This window comes from Mucilaginibacter endophyticus, assembly GCF_003351025.1.
Taxonomy (GTDB): domain Bacteria; phylum Bacteroidota; class Bacteroidia; order Sphingobacteriales; family Sphingobacteriaceae; genus Mucilaginibacter; species Mucilaginibacter endophyticus.
The window spans coordinates 581110-594793 of the sequence record NZ_QPCG01000005.1 but is presented as its reverse complement, the minus strand read 5'-3'; the positions used below and the strand labels follow the sequence as shown (position 1 = coordinate 594793).

Sequence of the window (13684 nt, the reverse complement as noted above, 5' to 3'; positions counted from 1 at the left end):
TTACATGCAGCCGGTATTGACTCACCCCGACTTCGCTTCGCTTGCCACCCCTCTCTACGCAAGCGTAAAGAGGGGATTTTTATTTTTTTCTCTACCCTCTTTACGCCGAAGGCGAAGAGAGGGTGGTCCAGCGAAGCGCAGACCGGGTGAGTCAACTATGCGCTATTCAAGCACACGGTAACCAACTCTAATTTATTTAATTAATCCACCCGTCGTTTTGTTTCAGGTTAGGATTTCTTTGGGTTTCAACCAAAGGGATGGGCCAGTTGTAAATGTAATCGCCCTGGAACGAGTAGGTGTATACATTGGCGCCCCAAACCTGTTTTACGCCATTGCCGGCATAAAAAACTTTGTCTTTCCACGATTTCCAGCGCAATTCGTCAAAATAGTTGATACCCTCGTTAGGGAACTCAACCCTACGCTCGTTCCTGATGCGCTCGCGCAGGTCATCCTGCCCGGCTACCGCTGTGGCTGCGCTTGAATTTAATAAGCCAACCCCTGCCCTTGACCTTACTTCATTTACTTTGGCAACTGCTTCAGAGGTTAAACCTTGTTCATTAAGTGCTTCGGCCCACATTAACAATACATCGGCATACCTGATGATCGGAAAATCTGTTGGCCCGTAAGAGCGGTTGATGGTTTCAGAAATACCTTCGTAAACAAATTTCCTGTACAGGTAATAAAAATAGCTTTGCGTATCTGTACGCAGATCACCACCTATAGCAGCCTCAGCACGGTAAGGCCAGCGTGAGGTAACAGTAGCATTTAATGAATTATAGGCACCGTTATAGGTAGAATATGGCGTAATCACATTGGCCGCCAAACGTGGATCGCGGTTGGCATATGCTTTAAGGATCCTTTCCTCGTTACCGGTTGGCAGGTATAGGTTCATTGCCGCGCCCCTGGTTGTAGCTGCGGTAATCTCGGCTGCGGTAAGGTTGTTCCTCAAAAAGAAAACCTCACGTTGCGCCGGTGTAAGACTTGAGTAGCCTGGCAATACCGTATCCCAGTTAAAGTTTGAGCCATCAAGGTTCTGGTACAGATCGACAAGGTTTGGCGATACAAGGTATTGGTTCCAGCAAGAGCCGAACGATGAACGGGTACCGCAAAACCATTGTGTGGTTGAACCATAACCGGTTGTACCACCGCCTGCAACGGCAACGTTCTGGATAGAAAATATCATTTCGCTGCATTGCTCATTGGCTGCTTTAAACAAGGTTACATAATTTGAAAAAAGCGCATAGCCGGCCGATTTTACCATATTAAAATCAGCCGCGGCCAAATCCCATTTTTTCAGGTACAAATAAGCCTTGCCGCGTAGCGCGTACGCCGCCCCCTTGGTAACGTGACCGTAATTGGCCGCTCCTGCCGCGTAGATCTGCGGTAAATTAGGCTCATTGATGGCATCAGTTAAATCGGTAACCACCTGGTTCCAAACCTCTGTTTCTGTTGAGCGTGGTTTTGTTGCTTCATCTGCCGTAAATGGTTCAAGGTAAATCGGCACGCCTTTCCACAACTGGTTTAACCTCAGGTAAAAATAGGCCCTTAAAAATTTACACTCGGCAACGTACCTGGCTTTTTTCGCAGCATCAGACGGCGATTTCAACGGTATATTCTTGATGGCATCATTTGCGCGCTGAACCCCTTCATAAAGGTTTTGCCAGGTACTGCTGAAAAGCGAGTTGCCGGTGGTGATGGTTCCCGACAGCATAGATTCCTGGCTTCTGTATTGCCCGGTATAGGCAAACCTGTCAAACATATACAACTCCAGTTCGCTGTCGCCACCGGTGTTTTCGCCAAGCCTTAAGGCCTGGTAAACACCGGTAACACCTAAATCGGTAAAGTTATCGGTTGTCCACATGGTAGATGAAGCCACGGACGAATATGGTGCCGTATCAAGCAGGTTCTTTTTACAACCTGTTACAATAATTACGGTAAGTAATGCTATAAATATCTTTTTCATCATTTTTCTCCTTAAAAAGTAGCGTTTAAACCAACTGAATATTGACGCATGGTTGGATATCCCACACTTGCCCCTATTTCAGGGTCAAGACCAGGGTACTTGGTAATGGTGAGTAAATTTTCGGCCGCTAAGTAGATCCTTATCCTGTTCAAGGCCCATTTCTCCGAAATCCGTTTAGGGATGGTGTAGCCCAACTGAACATTTTTAAGTTTCACGTAGGATGCGTTATACAGGTAGAAATCGCTGGCTACAGCGGCATTCTGCACATCGGATGTATTTTTCAACCTTGGATAATGTGCGCCTGTATTATTTGCAGCATCGGTAGGGTTTGCATCATTATAGTAGTAGTGATTGTTTGCAACAAGTGTGCTGACCGCGTTACCTAATGATACAACAGAGTTGTTGTAGCCGATATCATTCCAGTAATAGTACATACCAAAGCTACCCGCCCATATCATAGAGCAATCAAAACCTTTGTAAGCAACATTGAATTGCAAACCTGCATTGTATTTAGGTACTGATGATTTTTTGGTAAGCTGAGCATCATAGCTGTTGCCGTAAATGCCGTCATTGTTGCTATCGCCGTAAATTAAATCGCCGTAATAGATCTTGGTTTTTCCGATACCATTACCCGGCTGAAATTTATAACCGGCATCTATCATACTTTGCAGCCATGCCATATCCTGCGGGGTGCGGATCATACCATCTTTTGGACCGCCGTTTTTGTTTACAGTTCCGTCGGCATTATAGTAGCTGCCGTTTCCTTTATAAACCGGGTACAGATAGTACTCGTTAATAAGATGTCCTTGTATCACCCTTGTTGTGCCACCGCTGGATACTTGTCCAATATTTGACGAGTATACCGAAGCGCCGCTTGCATCAGTAGCGTAGCCTTCCTGTAAGGTGCCTTTATATTTTTCAACCCTGTTAAAGTTGTAGGCAAAATTGCCCGACACGTTGAAGGTTAAATCGCCGGCTTTACCATGATATCCCAGGGTAACCTCAATACCGCGGTTTGAAATTTCGGCAATGTTTTGTGTGGCGGCAGTGGCGGTACCTACTGTTAACGGTACTGTTGGCGTAAATAAAATGCCGCTGGTATATTTGCGATAGGCATCTATCTCAAAATTCATTTTGCCTTTAAACAGCGATCCGTCCAAACCGACGTTAGTAGTTGTGGTGGTTTCCCATTTAAGGTTCTGGTTAGCTGTTTTTGACTGAATTAAACCAGTTACCGCGGCGCCGTTAAATGAATAAGCCGTGGTACCATAAGTGGCCATATAATCGTAATTACCTAACGAGGCTGATGAGTTTAGCACGTTATTACCGGTTTGGCCCCATGACGCCCTCAGTTTTAAATTACTTACGTAATTGTTGATATTCTGCATAAATGGCTCTTCCGAAATTCGCCATCCTGCTGCAAACGCCGGGAAAAAGCCCCAACGGTTTGCCGGTGCAAATTTTGAGGAACCATCATACCTGAACACCGCTTCCAATAAATAACGTTGCTTGTAATCATAATTCAACCTGCCAAAGAATGACCTGAGCGAATAATCATAAGCATCGCCTGTTGCGGCTGTTGGTGTTGTTGCCGAGCTAAGGGTAGTTATTGTAGGGTCGATAAGGCCTAACTTGGTAGCATCAAAATAATAGTAGTTGTAATAGTACTGGTCAAAGCCGCCTAATACACCTATGTTATGATCTTTGGCGATAGTGGTATTATACCGCAAAACGGCATCCCAGGTAAGCAGGTAGTTTTTATTAAAATCATAATAAGTGCTCAGCTGTGCCGGGGCCGATGCTGCCGATTTTAAAGTATTGGTTGAAAAATCCCAACGCTCTAAGGGAATGGTAAAGGAGTTATTTTCCTCGAAACGGGTTTGATAGTTAAATTTAGTTTCAAGCACTAAGCCTTTGTACAAATTAACATTTGCAAAAATTGTACTGTTAAACCTCGACTCCTGGTCGCGCCCGCCGGTGCTGTTTAAATAAGTAAGGATGTTATTAGCTGTTGATGATTCCTCGGGCGCGGATGGGAAACCATATTTACCATTGTAATATGGATATACACCCGGGGTGGTTTGCCTTAAATAGTTAAAAGCATTACTTGTACTGGCCAGCCCGTAAGTTTGTAACGATGCGAAGGTTTGGGTACCAACAGTTAAAAACTTAGTAGCCTTTGTTTGCAGGTTAACCCTGAACTGGTATTTGTCCGACCCGGTATTTTGCATAGTACCAGGATTTCCGTTGTATCCGGCCGATAACAGGTATTGCGTGGTTTCGTTACCGCCGTTCAGGGCTATGTTATGGTCTTGCAGTACATTGTTTTGAAAGATGGTTTTGGCCCAGTTTGTGTTGGGATAAGCAATGTAATTAGGCACACCGATAGCATTTAAACCTTTTGGATCGGCATCGGCTTTTTGCCACTGGGCTATGGTAGCATCGGTATAAACCGGCGTTTGGCCCAGGTTTCTGTAACCTTCGTTTACCAGTTGCATGTGCCTTACATAGTCGGTTACAAACGAAGGCATGCTGGTTGGATTAGTTTTAGATGCTATTCCGCTATAGGTAATGGTAGTTTTGTTTTTACTTCCTTTTTTAGTGGTTACTAAAATTACGCCATTGGCAGCCAGCGATCCGTATATAGATGCAGCAGCAGCGTCTTTCAGTATCGAAATACTTTCAATATCATCCGGGTTAACTGCGTCCAAAGTACCCTGGATCCCGTCAATCACTACCAGCGCATTGTTGTTGTTTAGCGTACCCAGGCCCCTGATGCGGATAGTGGCCCCATCGGCACCCGGCTTTCCCGAACTTTGCATCACCGATACACCTGAACTTAAACCTGTTAATGCAGACGAAACGTTAGTTACGGGACGGTTTTCTAAATCCTTTGCGCTAACAGTAGCTACCGAGCCCACAATGTTTACCTTCTTCTGTGTTCCGTAACCTACAACCACCACATCATTAAGATTGGTGCTTTGTTCGGCCAAAACAACATCAACTACCGAAGCATCACCGGCAACTTGTTCTTGTGTTACAAAGCCTATGTAGGAAAATACCAATACAGCCTTATTATCAGACACGTATAAGCTGTAAGTTCCTTTACCATCGGTAACCGCCCCTGTGGCTGTTCCTTTAATTTTAACACTTACCCCCGGCAAGCTAAGGCCTTTGGCATCTTTTACTGTACCGGTAATCTTTTTTGATTGGGAATAAGCATTAGGAATAAAAATAACGAGTACTGCCATCACTGCCAGCACGCTTTTTAGGCGTTGTTTAGCTATACTCAGTTTAAAATAACTGCATAAGTAAATTTTATCCATTTTGGTTCATTTTGATTTGGGAGTTTTATTTAATTGTGATTGTTTAAAATGGAGATCAGGTAATAATTGAACCGCTATTCTTAATTGTATTTAAGCATGCGGTTAATCCAGCCCGATCGTTAAGCAGGTCAATGAATCCTCATCTCTTTCATGGTTTGTTTATTTTTGGTTTAAACAAAACTGACCGAAATGAGCTGTTTGGCAGGGGTAATATTCTAAGGAAATTGGGGGAAAATCCTAAACAGCTCAGGATTTGACGTGAATTGGAGTAATAGCCCGGCAATTGGGATATTTAAATTCAGTATGGCCAGGTGTTCAAAGACAGGGAGTCTTGGAGCTGAAATACATTAAGAGAAGAAACATCCCAAACCTCTAAACAGCATGGCGGAGGCCTCAGGGTCCTCTCCGAGAGACCCTGAGGGAACGTAAAAGAAGCTTTTCAATTTAAGCCCATCTCAATAAAAAAACACGGACGAGTATCCGTGTTTTTTTATTGAGTTATTAATGATATGCCTACATATGATTAAGCGAACGAAATCCCCCAGAGGGGGAACAGGTCTTTAGTAACGTGATTATACAGAAAATAACCGTGCCAGAGGTACGGAACGCCGCGTTGTGTACCTCTGGCACACAAAAATGCCATCTCCATCTGGTATATCTCTACATACCTTTTGCACCGCTGGTGCAACTCAGCAATTCCTTACATTAATAGCATTAGGTGCACGCGGTTTACCTCCAAATAGATTTAAATGCGGTTTGCTTCAGGGTGATACCTTTAACAGCAATATGATCAAAAGGCTTATTTGGGAAAAAGATGGTAGTCATGGTGGTAAGCCCTTTATCAGCAAAAAGTTCTACCGAGGTACCGTCAATTACCAATGTCAGATCGGATGTTTTTGTTGTTGCAAACCTTGCCGCACTAAAACGGCCTTTAAAATCTTTCTGAAAATCAACTTTACCTGCCTTCGTTCTGTCGATATAGTATTGGTTAGCTTTTTTATCGTAGCCTATCACAAGCTCTTCGCCAAGGCTATTGGATAATGTTATAGCATAATCATTGATCGATGCGATATTTGCCTTCAACATAGATTGTGCCGGCAATTTTCCGCCTGCTGTACCTTGCGCACCTGCAACAATATTCTTTAACTCAGCTACCGGAACTGAAGCCAGCAATAACTCGCCATTTACTTTTTTCAGTACCAAATCTCGCGGAATCGTCATAGCGTTACGCCATTTTTCAGTTGGCACCTGGTTGGCATATTCCCAGTTACTCATCCAGCCTAAAAATATTTTGCGTGAGCCGGTATTGCCCCATGTTATGCCGGCGTACTCATCCGGGCCATAATCAAGCCAGCGGGTTTTGGTATCAACGGGAGTAAATTTATTACCATTAAACTGCCCTACAAAATACTGGGTTGCCGAACCGCCATTTGGTCCGCCGGGATTAATATTAACAATGAGTACCCAATGAGTTTTACCGTCAACCTTTAAAGGGAACAGATCGGGGCATTCCCAAACGCCGCCATGGGCACCTATCTCCAATCCAAACTCGCTTTCCTTTTTCCAGTTCTTTAAATCGGGAGCGGAGTAAAACGTGATATGATCCTTGGTAGCCAAGGTCATTACCCATTTCTTTTCTTTTGCATACCACATCACTTTGGGGTCGCGAAAATCTTTTATACCGGGATTTCTTAGCACCGGGTTGCCTTTGTACTTAGTCCAGGTGTTGCCATTATCTAAACTGTAAGCCAGGCTTTGATTTTGAAATTTATCTGTTCCTTCCTTCTCGCCTTTAGGATCATGATGTGTAAATATGGCCACCAGCGGTATCTTTCCCTTTTTGCCAAAGCCACTTGTATTGTTTGAATCGGCTACAGCGCTGCCCGAAAATATATAGCCCAAACTATCGGGATATAAAGCGATCGACCTTTCCTTCCAGTGAATAAGATCCGGGCTTGTTGCATGCCCCCAGTGCATTGGCCCCCAGGTTGAACCTTTAGGATAATATTGAAAAAACAGGTGATAGGTATGGTTAAAATAAACCATGCCGTTAGGGTCATTTATCCAGTGTTGTTTTGGCGAAAAATGGATCTGCGGGCGGTATTGTTCCGAATAGGTTTTTGAGGCTTGATCCTGGGCCTTACAAATACAATTTAAGGCGATAATGAAGGTCAGCATTAACGGGCCAAATTTTGTTTTCATAATTTAAGCTTTAATAGGTTACACGTTGGCAGGAAATACAAAACTTATAAACTTATTTAAATTTTACTGCATATACTTCCTCGTAGCTCAAATAAAAATTCAAAAAGGGTTAACTCCGCCCGGGATTTGTGTTTTTTACCAGGTCAGCATCTCATTGAAATATTGACAGCCCTTATTTCGGCATCGGAAAAGCAAGTCCATATTTAACGATATCCATACTTATCGATGATTTGAAGCGCTTAATACCCGGATTGTTAAAAAACAACTCATGCGTAAGCGCCTCATATTCCTTCATGGTAAACACCATGATGATCAGCATAAAATCAACCTCGCCTGTAACATAATAGCATTGCTGAACCTGGGGCGTTTTCCTGAAACGCTCTTTAGTTTCGTTAATGATGGTTACCTTATCAGTTTCCATCTCTACCTGAACAACGATAGTGATTGGCGAACCCAGGTATTCCGGATCAATTATAGAAATATCCTGCCGGATCACACCTGTTTCCCTGAGCCGGGTGATACGCCGTTGCACGGCCGGTGCCGAAAGCCCAATGGCCTCGCCGATATCGCGTTGTGATACCGTGTTGTTCACCTGCATCATCTCCAGGATCTTATAGTCGAGCTTATCTAACTGTTGCATTTTTCAAAAATGAAACAAAATTGCAAAATACCACTCATTTTCAATCAAAAAATGCAGGATTTACGCACTAATATTGCAACCCAATAAGGTAATAATGAAAAACATCAATAAAGGAATATTTATGGCGCTGGCTGCCGCCATGCTGTGGGGAGTATCCGGAACGTGCGGACAGTTCCTTTTTCAGAAACGTGGTATCAGTGTAGAGTGGTTAATGTCGGCAAGGATGCTGTGCGCAGGCGCTTTGTTGCTTGGCGCGGCAATAGCTAAAAAAGACCGTGATATCCTGAAAATATGGACAGATCCTAAGGACAGGCTTAAGTTATTGTTATTCGGGATCCTGGGCATGCTTACGGTACAGTACACCTATTTTGCGGCTATTAAATATTCAAATGCGGCCACCGCTACCATTCTGCAATTTTCGGCACCGGTGCTTATTGCTATTTACATGGCCCTGCGGCATGGCCACAAATTATCCCTTATTGAATATATTTCGGTAACACTTGCTGTTTCGGGTACATTCCTGCTGGTAACACATGGTAACTTTCACGCGTTCAATATATCTCCACTGGCATTCGGACTTGGTATGGCTTCGGCAGTAAGCCTGGCAATTTATACGCTTATGCCGGTACCTTTATTAAAAAAGTACAGCCCTATAAGCGTTATTGGCTGGGGATTGTTTATTGGCGGTTTGGCTATTTCATTTTTAAAAGCACCCTGGAATTATGATGGTGTATGGGATAGCTATACTTATATGAATACTGCCTTCGTGATCATTTTTGGCACGCTGATCCCTTTTTATCTTTACCTCAATGCAGTTCACCTCATCGGAGGACAAAAGGCCAGCATCCTTACATCAGCAGAGCCGCTTTCAGCCACATTCATAGCGGTGTTTGTGCTTGGCCTTTCATTTCAATTAATTGACTGGATGGGGACCTTGCTCATCATTGCTACCGTTTTTCTGCTATCACTTCAGAAGAAGAAAGTAATGAGCTGATCATTTCGTCAGATCAACCCGGTAAGTGTTTTCGGCACAATTATTCACTCCTTAAACTCTTTACCGGGTTGGCCAATGCAGCCTTCACAGCCTGGAAACTTATAGTAATGAAAGCTATGAGGATAGCCATACCACCTGCCAATACAAATACCCGCCAGGTAATATCAATCTTGTAAGCAAAACCCTGCAGCCATTTGTACATGAAATACCAGGCTAACGGCACGGCAATAGCAATGGCAATAAATACAAGTTTAATAAAGTCCCTGGCCAATAAACGCACTATCCCGCTCACGCTTGCACCCAATACCTTACGCACACCAATTTCGCGGGTGCGTACCTGGGCTGTATAAGCCGCCAGGCCAAGCAAACCAAGACAAGAAATAAATATGGCTATTGCAGCGAAATCGGTAAACAGAGTTCCTTCACGCTGTTCGCTCTGGTACATGTAATTGAACATATCATCCAGAAACGCATAACCGAAGGGGTATTGGCCATTGTACTGTTTAAACTGTTTTTCGGCAGCAGCAAGAACCTTCGGAGCATCGGTGCCGGTGGTTTTTATGTATATTTTATTCAAAAGCTGCGGCGAGAACCAGAAAATTGACGGCGCTACCTTTTCCTTCATAGATGAGTAATGGAAATTTTTCACCACGCCAATTATGGTACCTGTTGTGCCGCCCATTCTGAAGCGTTTGCCTATAGGATCTTTAATACCCATTTCCTTGATGGCCGTTTCGTTCAAAATGTAGTGTGCGGTATCCATCTTTCCGCCTGTAAAGGAGGTGCCAGCCACCAGTTTCATTTTAAAGAAAGATACCAGGTCGCGGTCTACCACAATAGGATGCATGATGATATTTTGTTTCGGGTCCCTGCCATCCCAATCTACATCTCCTGTAAAACCCTGAAAGTGGATGATGTTTTGGTTAGAACGGGTCACACCAAGTACACCGGGCTGCTTCAGCAATTCGGCTTTAACTGCATCATAGTGTTTGTCCATGTCACGCATCCAGAAGGTGATCACATGCGTTTTGTCGTACCCAACACCCGTAGTCCGGATAAAATTCAATTGCCCGGTTATTACGATAGTACCGATAATAAGAATGATAGAAAATGTAAATTGTGTAACCACCAATATCTTGCGGAACAATACATCGCCTATGCCTGCTGATATTTTTCCTTTAAGCGCTTTTAAAGGTTCAAAGGATGAAAGCAACAAGGCAGGGTAAATACTCGAGGCGGCCAACGTTGCTGCAATGGCAGTTAATAGCAACAGCCATACATGGTAATCGCTCAGGTTAAAGACCATATCCTTGCCGGATACTTTATTGAATACCGGCATCAGCAGGTAGATGAGCACTACTGCAAAAACGGCGGCTATTATAAACAGTAAAGCCGTTTCAATAATAAACTGCATAAACAAATGCATCCGGGCTGCGCCGATAATCTTGCGCATACTGATCTCCTTAGCCCTCAACATAGACCGGGCCGTGGAGAGGTTCACATAATTGATACAGGCAATCACTAATATCAAAATGGCAATAACAACAAATATGCGTACTGTGGTAATGCCGTTATCGCTCATGTCTGCATTATACAAATGCATTTTAGTGAGCGGCAGCAGCAGGTAATCGGCATCGGTATCGCCAGGGCTATGGCTTACATGCACACCCGTTATTTGTTTAGCTAACTGCTTCAGATCACTCCCCGGTTTGATTTGCAAAAAGGTGATATAATTCAAGAAACCGAAATTATTGCTCAAATCATTCTTTAGCGCCAGTTGCTGTTTAAAATGGAAGCTGATCGGCATCACCATATCGTATTGCATGCTGGAGTTCTTCGGTATATCAGGGATCACGCCGCTTACGGTAAGGTTAATCTTATCATCGCCCGTAATCACTTTCCCTATCGGGTCCTGGTCGCCAAAAAACTTTTCAGCAGTTTTTTGGGTGATCACTACCGAATTGTCATCTGTGAAAGGTTTTGCTTTGTTGCCCTTTATCAAATCCAGATCAAACATTGAAAACAGCGATGGATCGGCATAAACAGCATTCTCATCCCCAAACACCTTATCCTTATATTTATAAAGCGAATAATCCGAATTACCGGTAAGGCGTACGTAATTCTGAATGGCAGGTAACTGTTGTTGGGAGAACGGCCCTATCGGAGCCACACCTATAGTAAATATCTGTCGGTTATTGCCTGTCCCTCCCCAAAGCTCAAGGCGGTAAAGATCCTTCGCCTTTTTATATGAGCTGTCGAAACTGAGTTCGTCCTGAACCCATAGCAATACAAGGATACCAACGGCTAATCCCATTGTAAGACCGGCTATGTTAATAGCCGAATAGAACGCGTTCTTCAGTAAATTTCTCCAGGCGGTTTTTAAATAATTGCGAAACATATAATTGCGGTTTAATTTGCCATGCAACCACCTGGGGGCGGTTTCATGATTCGAAATTATTGCCGCCTGTTGAGGATAGCGTCTCAAATTATAAGATAAGACCTCTTTTTTCTGAAGCGCTTTATATTCTGCCGGGCTTTTTCCCGTTACCTGCTTAAAAATACGGTTAAAGGTAGCTTTGGAGTTGAAGCCCGATTCAAACGCGATACCGAGCAGCGTGATATGACTAAAAGCGGGATCATGCATTTTTATGGCTACATCACGCACCCTGTACTCGTTAACAAAATCACTAAAGCTTTTTTTAAGAACGGTATTAATGATCCGGGACAATTCATGACCGGTAAGGCCAAGCTTTTCGGCAAGAGAGCTCAGGCTTAATTCCGGATCGCGGAAATACTGGTTAGTTTCCATGGCCTTTTTGAGCCAGGTACCTTTTTCCCTAAGCTCAGTCGCGGGTGATGGTTTAGGTAAGGGAGTCGGATTGGCTATCATCACACCTGCATGTGGTTTTAAGAACGCTGCGGCGGCCGTCCAGATAATGATCACCACGAAAAAGATATAAAACGGGTAATAAATGTGGATCTCTGATTGGTTCCGGTAGCCAAAATAATCAACAGCTGCATAACCTATCCATAACAGCCACAGTATAACAGTCGCTGCTATTAAACGACGTAACCAGCGAAATTCAAGAAGCGACCGGTCCATCATAAAAAGTTGAAGCCGGCTGTAAAAGTTTTGGATCAGTTGATAAGCACGGTATAGATAGATGATGATCGAAACAAATATGAGCAATTGCATTACCGGGTTCAGCAACCGGAAAGTTGGAGTACGGTAGGTAGCTACGCCTAAGCTAACGCCTTCCCTAACCTCCTGTAAAAAAGCGGCCTGCTCAATCAGCAAGGGGGCAAAATGCAGCAGATCCTTCCAACCGAACTGGTATGCCGGCCGCGTTATTTTTAACACATAGAAATAGATGAGCGGCCCTAATGCCAGTAAAAACTGCATTGGTACCCGGTTCCACCGGGGCAGGTAGGTTTCGAGGCGGACATCAATGGCTAATATCCTCATCATCCACAGGATCATGATAAACAGCGCCAAGGCCAGCAACCGGTTAGCTGCAAGGTTAATGCTTTTTACAAATGTCAGTAACAGGGCAAAAGCCAGCCCAATAAATATCGCCCCGAAAAATAACAGGTCGTACAGTGTAATATGGAGTGTGTATGAGTTCAATGATTTAACGGGCACAATCGTCATTCCAAACACACAACATATTAAATTACAGCAAATTAAACAACAACCAATTTTAAGATTGTTGCGAAAACGAACATCCTGCTGTTCGCTTTTAGATAATGGTCATAAATTGCACACAAGACAGGTCAACTGCCTGCATCAATCCTGGCACAACTTCATTTTTTATTGTAATTATTACACCAATAAATTATTAGTGTGATAAAAATTATATAATTTTAAATTCAATTAAACTTAACATTGCCAATTCGACCGCTCCATAATGAAAATGAAATTCTAAGTAAAGTAGCCAGTGGGGATACAAGGGCTTTTTCTTGTCTTTTTGATTCTTATTACAAGCATCTTGGTCAATACGTTTATCGCGTTACAGAATCTGCTGAAGCCGCCGAAGAAATTGTACAGGATGTTTTTGTGAAGATCTGGGCCAAGCGGCAGGATTTAACAGCAATTGAAAGTTTTACCAATTACCTTTTTATCATAACCCGTAACCGCACTTATCGCTTTTTAAAAGAGCGGGCCAGTGCACACCTCAAACAGCAGGAATGGGAAAGGCAATACCAGGAAGAGTTTCATCTGCCCGACAATATTTCGCCGGAAGAGAACCTGTGCCTCGTGATTGACAGGCTGATTGAAAAGCTTCCTCCCCAGCAAAAAAAAGTTTATGAGTTAAGCCGCGTTGGGCTTTTAAAGCATAGCGAAATTGCTGATATGCTTTCCATTTCGACAGAAACGGTGAAGAAACATATTATGGCTGCCAATAAATTCATAAAAGAGAACCTTTCGGAGAAGAACGACCTTGTTTTTCTGTTGTTTGTTATGGGATACGCCCACTTTTTGAAATAATTTATATTTTTTTAAAATCTGACTACCCCTTTTTGATTTTTTATGACTCTTTAGCTGTAGAAGAACATAA

At 43.3% G+C, this 13684-nt stretch carries 7 protein-coding genes; 2 read left to right on the top strand and 5 right to left on the bottom strand.

Going from position 1 to position 13684, the window contains the following annotated elements:
* Nucleotides 1-196: 196 nt before the first annotated feature.
* From DUL71_RS22610 to DUL71_RS22595, 4 genes are all read right to left on the bottom strand, one after another.
* The gene (locus tag DUL71_RS22610) at nucleotides 197-1966 is read right to left on the bottom strand and encodes a RagB/SusD family nutrient uptake outer membrane protein (RefSeq protein ID WP_244228820.1); all 1770 of its coding nucleotides are present in this window, start codon (nucleotides 1964-1966) and stop codon (nucleotides 197-199) included.
* Between the two features lie 8 nt (nucleotides 1967-1974).
* Nucleotides 1975-5289 (bottom strand): SusC/RagA family TonB-linked outer membrane protein, encoded by a 3315-nt coding sequence (locus DUL71_RS22605; RefSeq protein ID WP_244228819.1) that lies wholly within the window; start codon nucleotides 5287-5289, stop codon nucleotides 1975-1977.
* Nucleotides 5290-6018: 729 nt separating this feature from the next.
* Complete coding sequence (locus DUL71_RS22600) at nucleotides 6019-7491, bottom strand: glycoside hydrolase family 32 protein (protein ID WP_208645631.1); 1473 nt, start codon at nucleotides 7489-7491, stop codon at nucleotides 6019-6021.
* 172 nt (nucleotides 7492-7663) lie between these two features.
* Nucleotides 7664-8131: an Lrp/AsnC family transcriptional regulator gene (locus DUL71_RS22595; protein ID WP_114940155.1), complete on the bottom strand. Its 468-nt coding sequence runs from the start codon at nucleotides 8129-8131 to the stop codon at nucleotides 7664-7666.
* Between the two features lie 94 nt (nucleotides 8132-8225).
* Between DUL71_RS22595 and DUL71_RS22590 the strand changes: the two genes are divergently transcribed.
* Nucleotides 8226-9125, top strand: a complete 900-nt coding sequence (locus tag DUL71_RS22590; protein WP_114940154.1) for a DMT family transporter — start codon at nucleotides 8226-8228, stop codon at nucleotides 9123-9125.
* 40 nt (nucleotides 9126-9165) lie between these two features.
* Here DUL71_RS22590 and DUL71_RS22585 read toward each other — a convergent pair whose 3' ends face one another.
* Entirely contained in the window at nucleotides 9166-12753 is a 3588-nt protein-coding gene (locus DUL71_RS22585; RefSeq protein WP_161964490.1) for an ABC transporter permease, read from the bottom strand.
* Between the two features lie 258 nt (nucleotides 12754-13011).
* Between DUL71_RS22585 and DUL71_RS22580 the strand changes: the two genes are divergently transcribed.
* A complete protein-coding gene (locus tag DUL71_RS22580; RefSeq protein ID WP_161964489.1) occupies nucleotides 13012-13614 on the top strand; it encodes an RNA polymerase sigma factor in 603 nt (200 codons plus the stop codon).
* Nucleotides 13615-13684: the final 70 nt, after the last annotated feature.